The following is a 21,182-nucleotide window of genomic DNA, read 5'->3' on the forward strand; positions in this document are numbered from 1 at the left end:
GAGATGCGAACCTCGCGCGAGTCGACGGACAGTTGCAAGCGCCGAAGTTGTTCTTCGCGTAAAAAGAACGCCCGGCGCCTCAAATTCCCGCCAGTGCGGCAGCCGACAGCAACATGGCGCGCGGGCTCTGTCGCGGGCGGTTCAGCATCGTGTCGGCAAGGGAAAGGAAGGCATCGCGATAGCGGTGCGCGCGGAAGGCCTGCGCCACGACATAGGCGTTCATGTGGGCCTCGGCCTTGCGGCGTAATTCCGCCAGCCGGTTGGGTGCGACGGTCGCAACGATTGCGGGGTCCGTGAAAACGGCTTCGATCGCGGGGCTGCAATCGGCATAAGTAAGTAGCTGCTTCATCATCACGCTCGCCGTGTGCACCCGGTAATCGAGCACGTAGCAGTCCGTCAGATAGGCGAATGTTCCCAGCGCCGCCAGCCGGCACCAACCATGCCAGTCTTCGGCATAACGCAGGGTCTCGTCGAAGCCGCCGATCGACCGGAAGGCGTCGGTGCGCACCAGCATGATGCCGCCATTGACGATGAAGTTGCGGCCCAGCAGCGTTTCCAAGACATGCCCGCCGCTCTTGCGCCGCGCACGGATCAGGTTGCGGCGGCCGATCTTGGCGCCGGTCTCGCTGATGCGTTCGTAGTCGCCATAGACAGCCACCGTACCGGTATCGACCGCACCGGCGTAAAGCGCGGCGATGGCGCCGTCGCGCAGGCGGTCGTCGGCGTCGAGGAACATGGTCCATTCACCGGTCGCCTGCAAAAGCCCGTCATTGCGTACGGCCGAAACGCCTTGCCGTCCCGAAGAGTGGTCGAGCAGTCGGATTCGCGGATCCCCCATCGCCGCCACCTTTGCGGCGGTGCCATCGGTTGAGCGATCGTTAATCACGAGGATTTCGCCGACAAGCGGCCCCTGCCGCAACGCGCTTTCCAGCGCTTCTTCGATGTAACGCTCGCCGTTGCGAACCGGGATGACTATCGAGACGGACGTCAAGGTCTTGCTCCGTAACCGTGGCTCATCGAGCATTCGCATCGCCGGGTTACCATGCTGTAAATCCACACGCTGTATTTGTATTCGGTTGCAAAATTTAGGCGTGATGCGGCCGTGCGCTGCCGTTCTATGGCAGGATCGGCGTCAGAGAGATGTCACCGGCCTCACCGCGAGTTGAACATGATTTGCCACAGCGCGATGGGGTTCGTCTTCAGATATCGCGACAAGAGACGGCGCGGCTCCAGAATGGTGCGGTAGAGCCATTCGAGACCGACGTTCTGCATCCAGGCCGGTGCGCGGCTGTTCTTGCCGGAGATGAAATCGAAGAGACCGCCCGAGGTCTTGATGACGCCGACGCCGGTGAGCTTGTCGATGTTGCGAGCGACGAACTGCTGCTCCAGCGGCACGCCAAGCCCGATCCACAAGATATCGGGCTTCAGCGCGGCAATCTCGGCAACGATGGCCGGTTCCTTGTCTGTGGTGAAATAACCGTCGCGTGCACCGGCGAAGCGCAGTTTGGGATAGGCCTCCTGCAGGCGCGCGACGGCCGTGCGGTTCACGTCGGGCGTGCCACCGAGGAAATAGAAGCTCAGCCCGGCCTGCTCGGCCTGTGCGGCGACGCTGTGCACGAGATCGGTGGTGGCCACGCGCTCCTTGAGTGCCTTGCGCGAGAAGATGCGCGAGAGCAGCACCATCGGCATGCCATCCGCATGGATCTGGTCGGCGCCGAGCAGGAGCGCCTTGAACGGCTCGTCGCTGCGGGCGAGCGCAATGACCTGGCCATTGGCGGAGGTGGAGTAATAGGGACGCCTGTTGCCGGTGCGCGCCGAAAGCGCGGTCTCGACGAACAGCCGGGCGGATTCCTCCAGATCGAGAAGCGTGATCGGCAAGCCGCCAATGATCGTGGTCTGGTCGACCCGATCCTGCTGCTCTCCCCCGAACTCGTCCGTCCCCATTAGACACACCTCTGACATTGCGACCTTTGCCAAAGCACTGGCACAGGGGGCATGGGCGTGCAAGCGCGTTCCCTTGTTATTACTAATGTGCGGTGAAGCTGCCGGGCCCGGAAAGCCTTGGAAAATCGGGGATTCCCGCGCTCGTTGAACCGGCGTGCATCGCGCACGGGCCGTTTTCCCGCGTCCTGTGCGCCCGTAACCCGCCTTCAGTGATGCGCCGTGCCTTTGGGTTTTCCGGTAACCATATCTTCAAGAGATCGTCGCACTGTCTGGGCCAGGAGAAGGCTATGGCGAAGACGACCAAAAGAAAGAAGCGGACCGGTACGCGGCGAAGTGCGGGCGCGCGCAGCACGGGCGGCATGGCACCGTGGTACGTGCTCGGTGCGGCAATCGTCGGCGGCATCCTTTACATGGACAACATGACTCCTGGGCCGGAAAAGGGGGCTTCGGCCGTTCGCACGGCCTCCATCGAGCGCAAGGACAAGGACAGCCGCAAGGCCGAGCGCCGCGAAGCCGCGCTGCCGCGCCCCAAGGTCGCCGTGGGAGAGAAGAAGGCGGAAGTCGCGCCGGTGCCGGAGGCGCTTCCGGCATTCTCCGGCAAATGGTTCATCTGCACGACGCAGACGGATTACTGCGTGCTGGACGGGAGCACCATTCTCTATGCCGGCCGCAAGGTGCGCCTTGCGGATATCGACGTGCCCGCTATCGACAAGGCGCGCTGCGAAGCCGAGCGCCTGCGCGGCGGGGACGCGAAGCTTCGCCTGCGCGAAATCCTCAATGAGGGCAATGTGACGCTTGTTGCCGCCCGAGGTGCGGCGGCTGGAAAACCGGGCGCTGCACCGCATCTCGTCTTGCGCGGCGGGCAGTCCGTTGGTCGCCGGCTGGTTAGCGAGGGCCTCGCAAGACCGTGGACCGGACAGCACCAATCCTGGTGCGGTTGACGGCTTTTTGCCTTGCCTCTCCTGTCCCTTTCCGGCACAAGCCATGCGCAAGCCTGCGTTCCTATACTTTCCGTTAACCGGGATGGTGCCGGCTGGAATGGGGACAATGATATGTCGAACGACCTCGAACACTACAGCGATTTGGACAATACGGCTGTCGCGCTCTTCCTTCTCGAAAACGAGGCGGACGAACTGACGGATATTCTGGTGGCCGCGCTCAGCGAAGCCTTCCGGATCCTCGAGGACGAAATCTCGCCCGCAACGGTGCACTGACCGCCGGAACGAGAAAGGGGCCCGCAGGCCCCTTCCGAATCATCTTTATGACATCAGCCGGCGGCAACGCTCTGACGCTGGACGCCGAGCCCTGCAATGGCAACTTCCATCGTATCGCCTGGCTTGAGATAACGTGGCGGCTTCATGCCCATGCCGACGCCTGGAGGCGTGCCCGTTGTGATGATGTCGCCCGGTTCCAGGATCATGAACTGCGAAATGTAGTGGATGAGGAACGGCACCTTGAAGACCATGGTGCTTGATGAGCCGTTCTGCACCCGCTCGCCGTTGACGCTGAGCGTCATGGCAAGATCGCTTGTATCCACCTCATCGGTCGTCACAAGCCATGGGCCGATCGGCCCGAAGGTCGGGCAACCCTTGCCCTTCGTCCACTGGCCGCCCCGCTCTGTCTGGAAGGCCCGTTCAGACACGTCGTTGCACACGCAGTAGCCCGCCACATAATTCAGCGCATCCGCTTCCGAGACGTATGAAGCGCGCTCGCCGATGACGACAGCAAGCTCCACTTCCCAGTCGGTCTTTTCCGAGCCGCGCGGAATGAGGACCGCGTCGTCGGGGCCGACGATGCACGAGGGGGCCTTGTTGAAAAGCACGGGCTCGCTCGGCACGGCCATGCCGCTTTCTGCGGCGTGGTCGGCATAGTTCAGACCGACGGCGACGAAATTACCGACGCGGCCAACGCAGGGCCCGAAGCGGCTGCCTTCCGGTGCCAGCGGAAGCGTTGCGGGATCGATTGCGCGCAGACGAGCTAGGCTTTCGCGGCCGAGAACCTCGCCGGCGAGATCAGGCACGATGCCCGACAGGTCGCGGATCTTGCCGTCCGCATCGATAATGCCGGGCTTTTCCGCGCCCGCCGCGCCAAAGCGCACCAGTTTCATGAATGTCCTCCTTGATTGCCGGCCTTGCCGATTTCGATTGCGGACACCATCCTCGCTGCCTTACATGGAGTCAATGATTTTCGAAAATCTATTGGATTTTGTACGGAGGCGCCCATGACACAAAAGCGGGACGGGGCGGGAACACGCGCCGGCGATGCCTATGATGCCATCCGGCAGGCTATCCGCACCGGGGATTTCGGTCCGGGCGAACGCCTGCGGTTTTCGGCGCTCCAAGACTTGTGCGGCATGAGTGTGACGCCGGTCCGCGAGGCCCTGACACGGCTGACGGCGGAAGGCTTCACCGTGCTTGACGAACACCGCGGCTATAGCGTCGCTCGCCTGTCGCTCGCAGAGCTTGGCGACATCACGTCAGCGCGGCAATTGTGCGAAGGCGAGGCGCTCCGCCTTTCGGTGATGAAGGGCGATGAAGACTGGGAAGCCCGGATCTTGGCTGCGCATCATCTCATGGCGCGCATTCCGCAGGGCCGGGAGGATATGCCTTCGGTCATGCGCGAGGATTGGGAGGCGCGGCACGGCGCGTTTCACGTCGCGCTGATCTCGGCTTGCGGGTCGCCGACATTGCTGGAAATCTGCGGGAAACTGACGTTACAGGCCGATCGGTATCGCCGCATGTCCGTGAGCGTGTCGGGCGCGGCGCGCGATGTTCTGGGAGAGCACCGCGAACTGCTGGAACGTGCGCTTGCGCGGGATGCCGACGGTGCCGCAGAAGCGCTTCGCGAGCATTACGGCAGAACCGCCGCGATGCTCGCGAATTTCTTCGAGACCTGATCGCTTACTTGCTGGCGACCGTTGCCGCGCCGATCTCGGCGCCGCCGCCGATGGCGACGTTGAGGGCGACATAGTCGCGCGCCAGCTGGCGGATCGCGGATGCAAGCGACAGGCGGGCGGAGGCTACGTTGCGTTCGGCATCGAGAACATCAAGGATGGTGCTGGCGCCGCCGCGATAGCTTTCACGGGCGAGGTTCAGGGTCTGCTCGTAGGAATTGACCACCTTGCGCAGGGCGGCGACCGTCTGGCCATCGCGAATAAGCGCAGTCTGGGCATTCTCGACTTCCTCGACTGCGTTCAGCACCGTGGACTTCCAGGTCAGGTACTGCTGCTCGGCATTGGAGCGTGCGGCCTTTACCTGTGCCTTCAGCGCACCACCGTTCAGGATCGGCAGGCTCAGCGAGGGGCCGAACGACCAGTTCGAAAGGCTGCCGGTCACGAGGTTGAAATTGCGCGAGGCGCCGATCGAGCCGCCGAGCTGAATGCTCGGGTAAAGCTGCGATTCGGCCACGCCGATTTCGGCGGTCGCGGCCTGCAGGCGGCGTTCAGCGGCGCGAATGTCGGGGCGGTTGCGGATCAGGTCGGCGGGGATGCCGACGCGGGTCGAATAGCGCGGCATCGGCTGGGCCGCGCCCTTGATCAGGCTGGACGTGATCGTGCTGGCGGGTACGCCGAGAAGGGTCGCGATATGGTTGGCAGACTGGTGGAAGCCGGTTTCGAGGCCCGGCAGCTCGGCGAGCGTCTGGTTGACGAGACCTTCGGTCTGCAGCACGTCGAGGCTGGAGGCGGCGCCCGCTTCCTTGATCTCGTTGGTCAGCTTGAGGGTCTCGCGGCGCGACTGAAGGTTCTTGCGGTTGAGCGCAAGCGCCTCCTGATAGTAGCGCGCGTTCACATAGCTCGATACGAGATCGGAGAGATAGGCGAGGCGTGCGACGTTCACGTCGTCATAGGCGGCATCGAGCGAGGCGGTGGCCGCTTCCTTCGAACGGCGATACTGGCCGAAGAAGTCGAGCAGCCAGGATGCGCTCAGACCCGCGCTGATGGACTTGGTTTCCGAATGATCGCGTGTGGTGGTGCGGCGCAGATAGCTGCCGTCCTGACCGGCAACGTTGCCTTCCGCCGCTGCGCCGAGGCTGGGCAGGGCGCCGGCACCGGCAATGACCACGTTCGCTTCGGCGGCCGTGATGCGCTCGAGTGCCTGGCGGACCGAAAGGTTCTCGGCGAGGCCCTGGTGCACGAGGTCATTCAGGCGACGGTCACGGAAGGATTCCCACCAGGGTGTAAGCGTGACGTTTTCGGCGCTGGCAGCCTTGCTTTCGGAGAACTTGGCCGGCAGCACGGCATCCGGCTTCCGGTAATCCGGACCGACGACGCAGCCGGACAAGAGAATCATGCTCAGCGGAAAAAACGCTCTGGTGAAATTCATTGTCACACTACCCTGCCGGCCATCTCGGCTTATCTTAACGGAACGGATTGCTGATTCATCCTTTATTTATAATTGGCTCCAAGATCGAGCCTCCTTTCAAAAAAAGAATGGTCCCACAGCGTTTTTCCCCCGCTTCGGAAGCATGGTGTGTCCGCTCTGCAACGGCTGCGGCTTGCTTTCTGCGCGCTTTGCGAAAGTTGACAAAGCGCAGAACGCCACTGGGTTGCGTCACCGAGATGCCCGCCAATTTTCGTCTTTGTGACATATTTTTCTGCATAATGCTGAGAGCGCGAACATTATTTTGTGTTTCGCGGTGTCCGATGGATTCGATGGTAATTTTTTTCAAAATGCCGCGAGATTCCTTGACAGGAGCCTTAGGGACAATTAACTATCGCAGCATCGCATGAGGGCCGCATGCTGTTTTGATCCGGTCCGCCTCTGACATCCGGTTTTGGGTGTCAGCGCCAACCAAAGGGAGTGTGTCATGTACGATTATAAATGCATCGCCTCCGTGCGCGTGGCGAGCTCCTGTCGTGAAACGATTACAGGGAAAGTGCATACGGCGTTCTGCCGAATGTGATCCGAGTACCCTCTTCGAATTCATCGCAAAGAGAATTGGCTGTGCCCCCGGTACGGCAGGAGTTGTTATGCAAAAGCAGGTTATCGAAATCGGTGGTGAAGCCGTCGGCGTCGTCGTTCCGGATGAGGATCGGCTGAAGTTCGTTGCCGTAAAATATTCCGTCTGGGATCTCGATTCCCAGCGTTTTTCCTCGGCAGAGGAAGTGCGGGCGGCGATCCGCCGTCTTCTCAGCAATCCTCCGGGCGCTGCGCGGGCGATGCCGCAGGGCCGCATCGCGGCGGCGTAATCATCAATTGGATGTGCCCGGCACTGTCTTGTGTCGGTTGACGACCGGCCTCGTTTATCGCGAGGCCGGTCTCTTTTTGTGAACAATCCATTCACTGTCGTTCGGCTGGCGCGGCCCCGCAAATCCTGATTTTCTGAGCGTGAAAGGAGGTGCCCCATGACCAGTGGCATCCATCACATCACGGCGATCACCCGGAAAATCCAGGAGAACGTCGATTTCTATGCGGGCTTTCTCGGCCTGCGGCTCGTCAAGCGGACGGCCGGCTACGAGGACGCCGACCAGCTTCATCTCTTCTACGGCGATGCGGCTGCCAGCCCGGGCTCGCTGATCACGTTCCTGGCGTGGGAGGATGGTTCTCCCGGCCGGGTTGGGCTCGGTCAGCCGTCGGAGATCGCGTTTTCGATCAAGCCGGAGGCCATCGGCTTCTGGCTGACGCGCGCGCTTCGCTACAATGTGGCGATGACCGGTCCCGTGCAGGAGTTCGGCGAAGCGGTGCTGCGCCTGAAGGATCCTGACGGCATCATCGTCAAGCTCGTGGGCGAGGCCGATGTCGACGGGCCGGCGCCGCATGTCCTGAAGGATATCTCGTCGGCGGACGCGATCCAGCGTATCAGGGGTGCGACGATCCTGTCGGAAGCGCCGGCCGCGACCGCTGATTTCATCGCGCGTCATTTCGGCTTCCACAAGGTGGCCGACGCCAATGGCATCCTGCGGCTGGCCGGTGACACCGGCGATATCCTGGATATCCGCGATGCAAGCGGTTTCTGGACAGCGGCACCGGGCACGGGGACCATCGACCATATCGCGCTTCGCGCGCCCGATCGCGCCGCGGTGGAAACCGTGGCCGGCCGGCTGGCGAACGACGATGCGGGCGACACCAACATGCACGACCGCACCTACTTCTACTCGCTCTATGTCCGCGAGCCGGGCGGTTCGCTTCTGGAATACGCGACCGACGGTCCGGGCATGACGGTGGATGAACCGCTTGAGACACTGGGCACGCAGCTGTTCGTGCCAAGGCATTTCCGCGCCGACCCGGAGGATGTCCGGGCACGGCTTCCGCAATTTTCACTGCCGGGAAAAGAAAGAATGCGTGAAAGAGACCTTCCCTTTGTCCACCGGGTTCATAATCCTGAAAACCCCGATGGCACCGCCGTCGTGCTGCTGCACGGCACCGGTGGGAACGAAACGAGCCTGTTGCCCTTCGGCGCGCGGCTTGCGCCGGGTGCCGTGCTGCTCAGCCCGCGCGGCCGCAGCGCCGATGAGGGCTATCCGCGGTTCTTCCGCCGCCTGACCGCTGTTACCTTCGACCAGAAGGACATCGTCCACGAGGCGGAAGCCTTCGCGGCCTTAATGGAGGGGGCGAATGCCGCCTATGGGCTCAACCCGGACAAGACGCTATTCGTAGGCTATTCGAATGGCGCCAACATGATCGGGGCCGTGATGCTCCTGCATCCGGGCCTCATCCGCAACGCGGTGCTGCTGCGTGGCATGAATGTCCTGGAAATCGTGCCGAAGGCCGATCTATCCGGTGCCAACGTCCTGATGATCACCGGCCAGTCGGATCCCTATGGCCGCTATGCGGGCGATCTCGAGGCGCATTTGAAGGCCGCCGGCGCTACGGTGGAAAACACGCTGCTTGGCGCCGGCCATGACATCGGCGCAGCCGATCTCGAACTGGCGAAGGCCTACAAGGAACGCGTCATCGGCTGATATCGAACGTCGGAACAGAAAGGGGCGTGTCGCAGGACACGCCCCTTTTCGATTCGGTGGAATGGAAACTTCAGCTTTTGTAATCGCGCACGAAGGCGGCGAAGCCCGCCACGAAATCACGCAGCTTCGTCTCGGTTGCTTCGTCGGCGATGGCGCCGTCCTGGATGACGGTGCCGGCGCGCGACACCATGAGCTTTGCGCCGAACCACGGCACCGTGCCGAGCGTGCGCATCACGGGCAGCCACGCTTCCTGCGACAGGAGCGTGCCGAAATTGCCGGGTGAGGCGCCGGTGATGGCAAAGGGCTTGCCGCCGAACACGCGCGGGATGTCGGAGGAGGGGCGGCTCAGCCAGTCGATGGCGTTCTTGAAGACGCCGGGAATGCCGTTGTTGTATTCGGGGGTGAACAGCAGGACGCCGTCGGCCTCGGCGATCTGGTCTTTGAGGCGAACGACGGCTTCGGGAATGCCGTCGGCGGCTTCCGCATCGCCGTCGTAGAGCGGGATGCCATGGATGGAGCCCGCCGTGATGGTGACACCCTCCGGCGCCATGCCGAGGGCGGCGCGCAGCAGCGCGGTGTTGAAGGATCCCTTGCGCAGGCTGCCGGAAATAGCGACCAGTTTTGTCATCTCGTGTCTCCGTTCATGGATAGAAAAACCCCGGCGGATTGTTCGTCGCGCCGGGGTCTGGGTCAAGTCAGGCGAGCGGCTTCAGCCGGGCCTCGATTTGCGCGCGGCGCGGTTCGAGGAAGGGCGGAAGCGAGAGGCTTTCGCCCAGGGTTTCCAGCGGTTCGTCCACGGCGAATCCGGGGCCGTCCGTCGCGATTTCGAACAGGATGCCGTTCGGCTCGCGGAAATAGAGCGAGCGGAAGTAGAAGCGCTCGACCTCGCCGCTGGAAGGCAGGCGGAAGCCGCGCAGGCGTTCCGTCCAGGCGTGCAGGGCCTCGACGTCAGGCGCACGGAATGCGACGTGATGTACAGCGCCTGCACCCTGATGGGCCGCCGGCAGGTTCGGTTCGACAGCGACATGCAGTTCGGCCGCCGGGCCGCCGTCACCCATCGAGAAGACATGAACATCGCCCTCGCCATCCGGGTTGGGATAGGTCGAGATTTCCGTCATGTTCATCACCTGCACGAGCACGGCCTGCGTATTGCGGATATCCGGTACGCTGAGCGTGATGGGGCCAAGACCCTTGATCTGGTGCTCGGCCGGGACCGTGCTCCTGTCCCAGGGATTGGACGGTGCGCCGGCATCATCGACGGTCAGGCGGAAGCGCTGGCCTTCGCCATCCTCGAAGTCGAGCGATGCACGACCCGCGACGTCACGTATGCCGCCGGCCTTGACCTTGTGTTCGGCAAGGCGGGCCTTCCACCATTCGAGCGACGTCAGGCTGGCGACGCGCAGGCCGGTGCGGGAGACGCTGTGCGTGCCACGCCGTTCATGGCCGACCGGCCAGTCGAAGAAGGTGAGGTCGGAGCCGGGCGAGGCGAGGCCGTCGGCGTAGAAAAGGTGATAGGCGCTTGTATCGTCCTGGTTGACCGTCTTCTTGACGAGGCGCAAGCCCAGAACCTGGGTATAGAATTGCAGGTTCTCGCGCGCATTCGCGGTGATGGCGGTCAGGTGATGGATGCCTGTAAGCTGCAAGGTCATGATGAACTCCTCTCCGGAACTTCGGCACATCTGGCGGCCTCGGGGCGAGACCTGTCGTTGACCCGAATATCGTGTCTGAAGGCCCCGCCCGGAAGCCCAGGCAGGGCGAACGGATTGTTCACTTTTATTGAACGGCGTTTCAGCCGTGTCACGGTGCCATGACAGCCCGGACTGCCGCATTTGTTTGAAAACGACGGGTTTTTCGGGCCGGCGCAAGATTGGTCCATCAAATTTTATCGTTTCGTAAACCAGCACATGCTTACGTTCATTTTTGCGAAATGAATTTCGTCTCTCCGGGCCGCTGGCGGCGGCATGTCCTGTTCCTTCCCTATGACGACCGATACGCTCATTTCAGGAGACGACTGATGCTGCCTAAAACCGCGACTGCCAGAAACATGCTCGCCATCGTGGCGGCCGGTGTTGCCACGACGGTGGCGACAGCTGGTGTCCTAGTCTGGCTTTCCCATCGGGCGGTGGAGGAGCGGTCGATTTCCGAAATGGTCAATGCCGCTGATGCCAGCGCCGGCAAGGTCGAGACCTATTTCGCGCAGGTCAAGGCGTTAAGCTGGAACATGCGCTCCGCACTCTACGCGATGAAGGCGACCGGCGAGCCCAGCCGCGAGACGATGAACCAGATATTTGAGCGGCTGATGGCGGACAATGCTTTCGCTCTCGGTGTCAGCACAGGCTGGGAACCGAATGCCTTCGACGGCAAGGACGATGCCTACAAAGGCAAGCCCGGCCATGACGCCACGGGCCGCTACGTTCCCTATTTTGTGCGCAACGAAGGCAAGGTCGGCGTGGAGGCGCTCGTTGACTATGACACGCCCGGAGCCGGCGACTACTACCAGGTGCCGAAGGCCACAGGTAAGGACTTCCTGACCGAGCCTTACAGCTACGCTGTCGGCGGCAAGAACGTGCTGATGACATCCTTCATGGTACCGCTGCTGTTCGACGGCAAGTTCATGGGAGAGACCGGCGTGGATATCGCACTGGATTCGCTGGCCGGCGACGTGATGCAACTAAAGCCTCTCGGCGCGGGTTACGTTGCCCTGCTCAGCCAGAACGGCGGCATCATCAGCCATCCGGATACGGCCCTGCTCGGCAAGTCGCTTGCCGATTCCGGGCTCGACGCCGCCGCTTGGCAGGATCTGATCGCCAATCCCAGGGCGGTGAAGGACATCGCCGATCCTGCCGGCGAGGCGCTGGCGGCCGTGGCCGTGCCGATCTCGCTGACGCCGGATACGACGTGGTTTGCCGTCGTCGCCGTTCCGAAATCGGTGCTCTTTGCCAGCGTGTCGGCGCTCGCCACCACGTCTATTGTCGTGATCGCCATTGCGGCAGGCTTCATGGCGGCGATCGGCTGGATTCTCGCCACGCGCTTCCGCAAGCGCCTCGCCAAGGTCATCGACGCGACGAGCGCGATCGCGGCGGGTCGGATGGACGCGGACCTTTCCGAATCGACGCGTCAGGATGAAATCGGCGAAATGGCCCGCTCGCTCGCCGTGTTGCGCGACGCCGCACTCGCCAAGGTGCGTCTGGAAGGGGAGGCGGAACAGAGCCGCGCCCTTTCCGAAGAAGAGCGCCGCCAGAGCGCGCAAGAGGCGGTCGAGCGCGAGCGCCAGACCCGCGTCGCGGTCGAGGCCCTTGCCGATGGCCTGCAGAAGCTGGCGAACGGTGACATGACCTACCGGATCGAAAAGAGCTTTGCCGGTTCGCTCGATCAGGTGCGCCATGATTTCAACGCGTCAGTCGAAAAGCTCCAGGCCGTCCTGCGTTCTGTCGGCAGCAATGCCAATGCCATCCAGGCCGGTTCCGCGGAAATCCGCACGGCTTCCAATGATCTTGCCCAGCGCACCGAACAGCAGGCTGCCTCCGTCGAGGAGACGGCGGCTGCGCTCGAGCAGATTACGACTTCGCTCAAGGATGCGACCAAGCGCGCGGAGGATGCCGGCCAGCTGGTCGAGCGCACGCGCTTCGGCGCGGAAAAGTCCGGTGACGTCGTTCGTCGGGCGGTGGGCGCGATGAGCGGTATCGAGACCTCGTCGCGGGAGATTTCCAATATCATCGGCGTGATTGACGAGATCGCCTTCCAGACGAACCTGCTGGCGCTCAATGCCGGTGTGGAGGCCGCGCGCGCCGGAGAGGCCGGCAAGGGCTTTGCCGTCGTGGCGCAGGAAGTTCGTGAGCTTGCCCAGCGCTCGGCCAATGCGGCCAAGGAGATCAAGGCGCTGATCACCAAGTCCGGAGAGCAGGTCAACCTCGGTGTGGCGCTCGTCGGCGAGACAGGCTCGGCGCTCGAGCAGATCGTCAACCAGGTGCAGGAGATCGACGAGAACGTTGCGGCCATCGTGCGTTCGGCCCGCGAGCAGTCGACCGGCCTTCACGAGATCAACGCCGCCGTCAACTCTATCGACCAGGGGACGCAGAAGAACGCGGCCATGGTAGAGGAGCAGACCGCCGCAAGCCACGCGTTGGCAAGCGAGGCCGCCGCACTCAACGAACTCGTCGCACAGTTCCGCCTCGGCGCCGGCGCCGTTGCCACGCGTCCGGCTATAGCATCCGCGAGCGAACACCGCCCCGTCGCATCCGGCGCCCGTGCGCTCGGCAACAAGCTCGTCGCGGCGTTGGGTGGCGGCCAGGCCGTCGCGCAGGACTGGGAAGAATTCTGAGATTGCATAAGGGGTGATGAGGGCGGCTCGACAGGCCGCCCTTTTTGTGGGTGCCAAAAGCGTGCACAAGTTTTGTGCGCTGCATGAAATTTGATCTGTTTTACTGCGGATACCAGGAGGGCCTACATTTTGGACTCTCCATTATGGTATTGAATATAAAAGATTTTTTCGCTTTCTCCGAAGCTGGCACGCTTCCTGCTTCTTAAATTGCAGGTCCAGAGGGGACCGAGATAGAAGCGTCCGAAAAACGGTGCTCCGATCAAGCCGCCGCGCAGCCTGAAGGGACCAGCAAGGTTCCAGGATTGCCGGCGGCTTTATTGTTTCAAGCGTCGGTGCGAAACGCCTCTTCCATTAATTTCCGGCGAACACGTTTCGCCGTTGGATTTTTCCGGACACTGCGTCAAAATTCGTGAGCGTGGAACGCGACGTCCAGTTGTGTCGTCGCTTGCCAGATTGTTCTTCTCGATATAATGAGGACCCACATTAAGTGGGTGTTCCGCAGTTGGAGATGATGATGACCCGATCCGGCAGGATGCTGTTGACGACGCTGGCGCTGTCTTTGGTCTGCCTGCCTGTCCGCGCAGATGGCCTGGCGCGTCCGGTTCATGTCGCACCCGTTCATTTCGAGGAGCGGGAGCAGACCGTCTCCATCACCGGAGAGGTCATCGCGCGGGTGGAAACCGATCTCTCCTTCCGCGTCGGCGGCCGTATCACAGGCTGGTTCGTGGATGTCGGCGATGCCGTTCGCGCCGGTCAGGTTCTAGCGCGGCTCGATCCCGAGGAGCAGAAGGCCGATGTCGAGGCGGCCGAGGCCGGCGTGCAGGCGGCGGAAGCACAGCTGAAGCTCGCCCGCGCCAATTTCGACCGTCAGAAGTCGCTGCTTGATGATGGCATCAGCACGCAGCGCGATTTCGACGATGCCGAGGCTGCGCTACGCAACGCCGAAAGCGCGCGCGAAACGGCCATTGCCCAGCGCGATACCGCCAAGGACGTGCTCTCTTATACCGAGCTTCGCGCGCCGGCCGACGGCATCGTGACAGCGCGTCTCGCCGAAGCGGGCCAGGTCGTTCAGGCGGCGCAGACCATGTTCTCCTTCGCCGACAACGGTCCGCGTGACGCGGTATTCAACGTCTACGAATCCCTGTTCTTCGAGCAACCCTCGAAGCATGCCGTGCAGGTTACGCTGCTCAGCGACGACAGGGTGCAGACGACCGGCAATGTCCGGGAAATCTCGCCGACCATCGATACGCAGACCGGTACGGTACGCGTGAAGGTCGCGATGGACCGCACACCGCCGGAAATGACACTCGGTGCGTCGGTCCTCGGTGTAGGCACGCTTGCGCCGCGCCGCGTCGTGGTGGTGCCGTGGCAGGCGCTCGCGGAATCGGGCGGCAAGCCGGCCCTCTGGATCGTCGACAAGGCGGAGAACACCGTAAACCTCCGCCCCGTTGAAATCTTCTCCTTCGAAACGGGTGTAGCGCTGGTTTCCGGCGGGGTCGAGGAAGGGGAGACCTACGTCACCGATGGAACAAAGCTGCTGAGGCCCGGCCAGACGATCACCGCGACCGAGGAGAAAGCCCAATGAGACGGTTCTTTGTCATGAGCGCGGTTCTCATCGCTGCGACGGCGCTTGCCGGTTGCAAGCAGGAAGAAGAAGCGGCCGCGCCGCCGCGGCCCGTGCTCTACACCGTGGCCACGCCGGTCGCGCTGCCGGGCACCCGCTTCGCAGGCACGGTGCAGGCGAAGGTTCAGGCCGCGCTCGGTTCGCGGGTCGCCGGCCGCCTTGTTTCGCGCAGCGTTCATGTCGGCGATCTCGTGGCGAAGGGCGACGAACTTGCCGTGCTCGACGCGACCGCCTATGAGCTGGCGGTTCGTTCGGCCCGGGCGGAGCTATCCAGCGCCGAAGCGACGCTGGCGAGCGCGGTGGCGGCCGATGAACGGCAGCGGACACTGCTTCAGTCCAACGCGGCCGCGAGGGCTGCCGTCGAAAGCGCCGAACAATCGCGCGCCGCAGCCGAGGCCGGCCTGACCAGGGCGCGCACGGCGCTCAAGAAGGCCGAGGAGCAACTTTCCTATACCCGCATCCAGGCCGAATTCGACGGCGTCGTCGTCGCCACGGGGGCGGAAGTCGGCCAGACCGTTTCGCCGGGCGAGGCCATCGTGACCATTGCCCGCCCTGATGAGCGCGATGCGGTGGTGGATATTCCCGAGACCGCCGTGGCGATTGCGGTGGGCAGCCGGTTCCGCGTTTCCCTCCAGATCAACCCTGCCATAACCGTCAACGGTGCCGTCCGCGAGGTCGCGCCGTCCGCCGATGCGGTCACCCGCACGCGGCGCGTCAAGATCGCTCTGGAAAACCCGCCGGACACGGTGCGGCTCGGTACGACCATCACGGCAGAGCTGGAGGGGCCCGACCTGACGGCGATCATGGTGCCGGAGACGGCCATCCTCCTGAAGGACGGCAAGCCGCATGTCTGGATCGTCGATATGCAAAAGGGCGAGGTGCGCCTTGCCCCCGTGGAGACAGGGGCCGGTGCCGGCCGGTATCTCTCCGTCTCAAGCGGGCTCAAAGAGGGCGACCGCGTGGTGACAGCCGGGGTGAACAGCCTTGAGGACGGCCAGAAAGTAAAGATCGAAGACGAGGCAAACCTATGAAGAAGTTCAACCTTTCGGACTGGGCGCTCGATCATGCGTCGCTCGTCTGGTATTTCATGATCGTCTTCGCGCTGCTCGGCTTCTTCACCTATCAGAATCTCGGCCGTGAGGAGGATCCGTCCTTCGTCATCAAGACCATGACGGTCAGCGCTGCCTGGCCCGGCGCCTCCGTGGAGGAGACGACACGACAGGTGACGGAGCGCATCGAGCGCAAGCTGGAGGAGCTGGAATCGCTCGATTTCACCCGCAGCGTGACGACGCCCGGCCAGACGCTCGTCTTCGTCAACCTGAAGCCGACGACGCGCGCCCGCGACGTGGCGCCGACCTGGCAGACCGTCCGCAATATGATCAACGATATCAGAGGAGAATTTCCCGCCGGTGTCGTCGGTCCCGCCTTCAACGACCGCTTCGGCGATGTCTTCGGCAATATCTATGCCTTCACCGCCGATGGCCTGACTCAGCGCCAGCTGCGCGATTACGTCGAGGATGCCCGCAGGCGCGTGCTGACGGTGCCGAATATCGGCAAGGTCGATCTCATCGGTGCGCAGGACGAAGTCATCTATCTCGAATTCTCCACGCGCCAGCTCGCCGCGCTCGGCATTTCCACCCAGCAGGTCGTCTCGACGCTACAGGCGCAGAACGCGATTGCCCCATCGGGCGTCGTGCAGGCAGGCGGGGAGCGCGTCAGCGTGCGCGTCGGCGGGCAGTTCAGTTCGGAGGAAAGCCTGCGCGAGGTCAATCTGCGCGTCAACAACCGCTTCTTCCGCCTGAGCGACATCGCCACCATCACCCGCGGCTACGAAGACCCGCCGTCGGCGCTGTTCCGGTTCAACGGCGAGCCGGCAATCGGCCTTGCCATCGGCATGAAGCAGGGCTCGAACCTGCTGGAATTTGGCGCAGCGGTTGAGAAGAAGATCGAGACGCTCTCGCAGGAGCTGCCCATTGGCGTCGATGTGCATCTGGTCTCCGACCAGCCGAAGGTGGTCGAGGAGGCGGTGTCGGGGTTCACGCGCGCGCTGTTCGAGGCAGTCGCTATCGTGCTCATCGTCAGTTTCGTGAGCCTTGGCCTGCGCGCTGGTCTCGTCGTGGCGCTCTCCATTCCGCTTACGCTCGGCATCACTTTCGTCTTCATGTATTACGACGGGATATCCCTGCAGCGCGTCTCGCTGGGCGCGCTGATCATCGCGCTCGGGCTTCTCGTCGACGATGCCATGATTGCGGTCGAGATGATGGTGGCACGGCTGGAGGCGGGGGACACGCTGCGCAAGGCGGCGACCTACGTCTACACATCCACCGCCTTCCCGATGCTGACCGGCACGCTGGTCACGGTGGCGGGTTTCATCCCGATCGGCCTCAACAACAGTGCCGCCGGCGAGTTCACCTTCTCGCTGTTCGTCGTCATCGCGATCTCGCTTGTCGTTTCATGGGTGGTGGCTGTGGTGTTCACGCCGTTGCTCGGTGTGACGATCCTGCCCAAGAGCATGAAGCAGCACCATGAGCAGAAGGGCTGGTTCGGACGCATCTTCGCCCGCATCCTCGATGTGTGCATGCGCTGGAAGTGGACGACGATCGTTGCGACCGTCGCGGTCTTCGCTGTCTCGGTCTTCGGCATGCGCTTCGTGCAGGAGCAGTTTTTCCCGTCGTCCGACCGTCCCGAGCTCGTCATCGACTGGGCGCTGCCGCAGAACGCCTCCATTGCCGAAACCAACGCGCAGATCGCCAGGCTGGAAGAGGAAAAGCTCAAGGGCAATCCCGATATCGAGCGCTGGTCGTCTTATGTGGGCGAGGGTGCGGTGCGCTTCCTCCTGTCCTTCGACGTGCAGCCGCCGTCGCCGGCCTTCGGCCAGACGGTCATCGTCAGCAAGGATCTTGAAGCGCGGGACAGGCTCAAGGCGGATCTCGATGCCTATCTGCGCACGACGCTTGTGGGCACGGACGCGCTCGTGAAGCTGCTCGACATCGGCCCGCCGGTCGGGCGTCCGATCCAGTACCGTGTCAGCGGTCCCGATATCCAGGAAGTGCGCAAGCAGGCGCTTGCTTTCGGCGAGCTTCTTGGCCGCAACGACCGGCTGGGCGATATCGTCTATGACTGGAATGAACCCGCGCGCGTCGTGAAGGTCGATGTCCTCCAGGACAAGGCCCGCCAGCTCGGCGTGACATCGCAGGATATCGCCTCGGCGCTCAACGGTGTCGTCGGCGGCACGACGGTCACGCAGATCCGTGATGATACCTACCTGATCGACGTCATCGGCCGGGCGCGGGCCGGCGAGCGGCAGTCCATCGAGACGCTGCGCCAGTTGCAGCTGCCGACGGCCAACGGAACCTCGGTGCCGCTCGCCGCCGTCGCCAACTTCCGCTACGAGATGGAGCAGCCGGTTGTGTGGCGCCGCTCACGCCAGCCCACCATCACGGTCAAGGCGAGCGTGACCGGCGGTGTGCAGCCGGCGACCATCGTCTCGCAGATGGAAAAGCAGGTCGATGCCTTCCGCGCCGAGCTGCCCTCCGGCTATGATATTGCTGTCGGCGGTGCGGTCGAGGAAAGCGCCAACAGCCAGGCGCCCATCGTGGCCGTCGTGCCGCTGATGCTCTTTGCCATGGCGACGATCCTGATGCTGCAGTTGCAGAGCTTCTCGCGGCTGTTCCTGGTCTTCGCGGTGGCGCCGCTGGCACTCATCGGCGTGGTCATCGCGCTGCTCGGCAGCGGGGCGCCTCTCGGCTTCGTCGCCATCCTGGGCGTGCTGGCGCTGATCGGCATCCTCATCCGCAACTCCGTCATCCTCGTGGTGCAGATTGAGCATCTGCGGGAGGAGGGCAAACATGCCTGGGATGCGGTTCGGGAGGCGACGGAGCATCGCATGCGGCCGATCATGCTGACGGCGGCGGCAGCGAGCCTTGCCCTCATCCCCATCTCGCGGGAAGTGTTCTGGGGCCCGATGGCCTATGCCATGATGGGCGGCATCATCGTCGGTACGGTGCTGACGCTGCTCTTCCTGCCAGCGCTCTATATCGCCTGGTTCCGCATCAAGCCGGAAGAGAAGGACGAGGCGACGCCCGGACCGGAGCCCGAACCCGTCACTGCCGCCTGATATCACCTGCAAATGACCTCGCCGGAAGCGAGGTCATTTCGTTTCGGGTGACAGGATGGCGTTCCAGCCGGCGCGAGCGGCGATGAAGTTCGGGTTGGCGAAGTCGCTGTCATCAGGCTGGTTGCGCTTGCCGTAGGTAAGCGGTTCGCCATCCAGCGTGCGCGTGCCGCCGCCGGCCGCGCGCAGCACCGCATCGCCCGCCGCCGTATCCCATTCCATGGTGCGGCTGAAACGCGGATAGACGTCTGCGATACCTTCTGCCACCAGACAGAACTTCAGCGAAGAGCCGATGGCCGTGCAGGCATCGATGCCGTGATCGTCGAGAAAACGGGCGGTCTGCGGCGTATCGTGCGAGCGGCTCGCGACTGCGGTAATAGCCGCGCCGTGCTTGCGACAGCCGATGGCCTGTCGTTCGGCGATGGTCCGGCCGTCCGCTACCGTGAACCGTTCCGCCCGGTTGTCCACCGCCACGAAACCGGACGACAGTGCCGGTGCGAAGACGATGCCGGCAATCGGCGCGCCATTGTCGATGAGGGCGATGTTGACCGTGAACTCGCTGCGGCCTGCCACGAACTCCTTGGTTCCGTCGAGCGGATCGACGAGGAAGAAACGGCCGCCTGAAATATCCGGCACGATACCGGCCGCGACGGCCTCCTCGGCGACGACGGGTATGGCAGGAAAATGCCGGCGCAGGGCCGCAAGGATCACCCGCTCGGCCTCTTCGTCCGCTTCCGTCACGGGGGAATTGTCCGACTTGTGCCGGATATGGGCGCCCGCATTGTGGATGAGCATGATGACGTGGCCGGCGGCGAGCGCCGCGGTCTCCAGCACCTGTTTCAGCTCTGCGAGGTCCGTTTGCATGATGGAATGGCTTAATCCCGGCGCGGTCCGAAAGCAAATGCCAAGACGTGGCCGGCCGTGGATGTGGAAAGATCATTGCTGAGGGCAGGGTGCGGCGATCTCCCGTCTTGCCGTTTGCGCGCCATGTGCGAAGGTGGCGCATCTCATCCGGGACATCGCATGCGTTACTCCGCCTTTTCGATCTTCAAGCAAGCCTTCGCCGGCAATCTCGGCTGGAAACCTGCATGGCGGGAGCCGGATCCGAAGCCGCATTATGACGTGATCATCGTGGGCGGCGGCGGCCACGGTCTTGCGACGGCCTATTACCTCGCCAAGGAATTCGGCCTGCGCAACGTCGCCGTCATCGAGAAGGGCTATCTCGGCTCGGGCAATGTCGGGCGCAACACGACGATCGTCCGCTCCAACTACATGCTTCCCGGCAACGAGCCGTTCTATGAATTCTCGCTGAAACTGTGGGAAGGGCTTGAGCAGGACCTCAACTACAATGTCATGTTCTCCCAGCGTGGCATTATCAACCTCTATCACAATGACGGCCAGCGCGAACAGTATATCCGCCGCGGCAATGCCATGATGATGGAAGGTGTGGCAGCCGAACTGATCGAGCGCGATACGCTGAAGAAGATGATGCCCTTCCTCAATTTCGATCATGCGCGCTTCCCCATCATGGGTGGTCTCCTTCAGCGGCGGGCCGGCACCGCGCGGCATGACGCGGTCGCCTGGGGCTTTGCCCGCGGGGCCGACCGGCATGGCGTCGACCTCATCCAGAACTGCGAGGTCACGGGTATCCGTCGAGAGAACGGCGTGGTCACGGGAGTCGAGACGACGAAGGGCTTCATCGGCTGCAACAAGCTGGCGCTTGCCGCAGCCGGCAACTCGTCGCGCGTCGCCGAGATGGCGGGGTTGAAACTGCCGCTGGAAAGCCATGTGCTTCAGGCCTTCGTGACCGAGGGGCTAAAGCCCTGCATCGATCATGTCATCACCTACGGCGCGGGGCATTTCTACATTTCGCAGTCCGACAAGGGCGGGCTGGTCTTCGGCGCGGAGATCGACGGCTACTCCTCCTATGCGCAACGCGGCAATCTCGCGACGGCGGAACATGTCATGGAGGAAGGCGTGACGATGATCCCCGGCCTTTCGCGCGTGCGGGTGTTGCGCTCCTGGGGCGGCGTCATGGATATGTCGATGGACGGCTCGCCGATCATCGACCGCACGCCCATCGACAATCTCTACCTCAACTGCGGCTGGTGCTATGGCGGCTTCAAGGCGACGCCGGCCTCCGGCTTCTGCTTCGCGCATCTGATCGCCAAGGGCGAGAGCCATTATGTGGCGCGTGCGTTGCGGCTCGATCGCTTCGAGCGCGGTTTCCCCATCGACGAGGCGGGTGCCGGCACCCAGCCCAACCTGCATTGAGCGC

18 protein-coding genes are annotated in these 21,182 nt (G+C 63.2%); 10 read left to right on the plus strand and 8 right to left on the minus strand.

All coding sequences use genetic code 11. From position 1 onward, the window contains the following. Positions 1-79: 79 nt before the first annotated feature. On the minus strand, positions 80-1,024 hold the full coding sequence (locus tag MKI86_RS15875; RefSeq protein WP_306424465.1) for a glycosyltransferase family 2 protein: 945 nt from the start codon (positions 1,022-1,024) through the stop codon (positions 80-82). Positions 1,025-1,152: 128 nt separating this feature from the next. Continuing rightward, positions 1,153-1,944, minus strand: a complete 792-nt coding sequence (locus MKI86_RS15880; protein ID WP_241602229.1) for a WecB/TagA/CpsF family glycosyltransferase — start codon at positions 1,942-1,944, stop codon at positions 1,153-1,155. Positions 1,945-2,231: 287 nt separating this feature from the next. On the opposite strand from MKI86_RS15880, the gene MKI86_RS15885 reads away from it, so the two are divergent. Together MKI86_RS15885 and MKI86_RS15890 are read left to right on the plus strand one after the other, a co-directional pair. Beyond that, the gene (locus MKI86_RS15885; RefSeq protein WP_241602230.1) at positions 2,232-2,885 is read left to right on the plus strand and encodes a hypothetical protein; all 654 of its coding nucleotides are present in this window, start codon (positions 2,232-2,234) and stop codon (positions 2,883-2,885) included. Between the two features lie 111 nt (positions 2,886-2,996). After that, positions 2,997-3,158, plus strand: coding sequence for a hypothetical protein (locus MKI86_RS15890; protein WP_167719284.1), 162 nt, complete (start codon positions 2,997-2,999; stop codon positions 3,156-3,158). Positions 3,159-3,211: 53 nt separating this feature from the next. Here MKI86_RS15890 and MKI86_RS15895 read toward each other — a convergent pair whose 3' ends face one another. After that, positions 3,212-4,051: a fumarylacetoacetate hydrolase family protein gene (locus MKI86_RS15895; RefSeq protein ID WP_241602233.1), complete on the minus strand. Its 840-nt coding sequence runs from the start codon at positions 4,049-4,051 to the stop codon at positions 3,212-3,214. A 114-nt stretch (positions 4,052-4,165) separates the two neighbouring features. On the opposite strand from MKI86_RS15895, the gene MKI86_RS15900 reads away from it, so the two are divergent. Continuing rightward, the gene (locus tag MKI86_RS15900; RefSeq protein WP_241602245.1) at positions 4,166-4,840 is read left to right on the plus strand and encodes a GntR family transcriptional regulator; all 675 of its coding nucleotides are present in this window, start codon (positions 4,166-4,168) and stop codon (positions 4,838-4,840) included. A 4-nt stretch (positions 4,841-4,844) separates the two neighbouring features. Here the strand turns inward: MKI86_RS15900 and MKI86_RS15905 are convergent, their stop codons facing one another. Beyond that, positions 4,845-6,266 carry an efflux transporter outer membrane subunit gene (locus tag MKI86_RS15905; protein ID WP_241602247.1) on the minus strand — a complete coding sequence of 474 codons (1,422 nt, stop codon included), beginning with the start codon at positions 6,264-6,266 and terminating at the stop codon, positions 4,845-4,847. A 55-nt stretch (positions 6,267-6,321) separates the two neighbouring features. Next, positions 6,322-6,612, minus strand: a complete 291-nt coding sequence (locus MKI86_RS15910) for a hypothetical protein (RefSeq protein ID WP_241602249.1) — start codon at positions 6,610-6,612, stop codon at positions 6,322-6,324. A gap of 301 nt (positions 6,613-6,913) precedes the next feature. Here MKI86_RS15910 and MKI86_RS15915 point away from each other — a divergent pair, with 301 nt between their 5' ends. Together MKI86_RS15915 and MKI86_RS15920 are read left to right on the plus strand one after the other, a co-directional pair. Beyond that, entirely contained in the window at positions 6,914-7,132 is a 219-nt protein-coding gene (locus MKI86_RS15915) for a hypothetical protein (protein WP_241602251.1), read from the plus strand. 156 nt (positions 7,133-7,288) lie between these two features. Continuing rightward, positions 7,289-8,845 carry a VOC family protein gene (locus MKI86_RS15920; RefSeq protein WP_241602252.1) on the plus strand — a complete coding sequence of 519 codons (1,557 nt, stop codon included), beginning with the start codon at positions 7,289-7,291 and terminating at the stop codon, positions 8,843-8,845. Positions 8,846-8,915: 70 nt separating this feature from the next. Here the strand turns inward: MKI86_RS15920 and MKI86_RS15925 are convergent, their stop codons facing one another. Both MKI86_RS15925 and MKI86_RS15930 read right to left on the minus strand, forming a co-directional pair. After that, complete coding sequence (locus MKI86_RS15925) at positions 8,916-9,473, minus strand: NADPH-dependent FMN reductase (protein ID WP_241602256.1); 558 nt, start codon at positions 9,471-9,473, stop codon at positions 8,916-8,918. A 67-nt stretch (positions 9,474-9,540) separates the two neighbouring features. Beyond that, complete coding sequence (locus tag MKI86_RS15930) at positions 9,541-10,494, minus strand: ring-cleaving dioxygenase (protein ID WP_241602259.1); 954 nt, start codon at positions 10,492-10,494, stop codon at positions 9,541-9,543. 365 nt (positions 10,495-10,859) lie between these two features. On the opposite strand from MKI86_RS15930, the gene MKI86_RS15935 reads away from it, so the two are divergent. The 4 genes from MKI86_RS15935 to MKI86_RS15950 all read left to right on the plus strand — a co-directional run bounded on the left by MKI86_RS15935 (position 10,860) and on the right by MKI86_RS15950 (position 18,907). Next, entirely contained in the window at positions 10,860-13,166 is a 2,307-nt protein-coding gene (locus tag MKI86_RS15935; protein ID WP_241602262.1) for a methyl-accepting chemotaxis protein, read from the plus strand. Between the two features lie 514 nt (positions 13,167-13,680). After that, complete coding sequence (locus MKI86_RS15940) at positions 13,681-14,751, plus strand: efflux RND transporter periplasmic adaptor subunit (protein WP_241602265.1); 1,071 nt, start codon at positions 13,681-13,683, stop codon at positions 14,749-14,751. Further along, entirely contained in the window at positions 14,748-15,821 is a 1,074-nt protein-coding gene (locus MKI86_RS15945; RefSeq protein ID WP_241602267.1) for an efflux RND transporter periplasmic adaptor subunit, read from the plus strand. The genes MKI86_RS15940 and MKI86_RS15945 overlap by 4 nt, the downstream gene beginning before the upstream one ends. Then, positions 15,818-18,907 (plus strand): efflux RND transporter permease subunit, encoded by a 3,090-nt coding sequence (locus MKI86_RS15950; RefSeq protein ID WP_241602268.1) that lies wholly within the window; start codon positions 15,818-15,820, stop codon positions 18,905-18,907. Before MKI86_RS15945 ends, MKI86_RS15950 begins: the two co-directional genes overlap by 4 nt. Positions 18,908-18,940: 33 nt before the next feature. Here MKI86_RS15950 and cysQ read toward each other — a convergent pair whose 3' ends face one another. Next, the gene (gene cysQ / locus MKI86_RS15955; RefSeq protein WP_370879989.1) at positions 18,941-19,768 is read right to left on the minus strand and encodes a 3'(2'),5'-bisphosphate nucleotidase CysQ; all 828 of its coding nucleotides are present in this window, start codon (positions 19,766-19,768) and stop codon (positions 18,941-18,943) included. Positions 19,769-19,927: 159 nt separating this feature from the next. Between cysQ and MKI86_RS15960 the strand changes: the two genes are divergently transcribed. After that, positions 19,928-21,178, plus strand: coding sequence for a sarcosine oxidase subunit beta family protein (locus MKI86_RS15960; RefSeq protein WP_241602270.1), 1,251 nt, complete (start codon positions 19,928-19,930; stop codon positions 21,176-21,178). Positions 21,179-21,182 lie beyond the last annotated feature (4 nt).

It is taken from the genome of Shinella sedimenti (assembly GCF_022601905.1).
GTDB classification, from domain to species: Bacteria; Pseudomonadota; Alphaproteobacteria; order Rhizobiales; family Rhizobiaceae; genus Shinella; species Shinella sedimenti.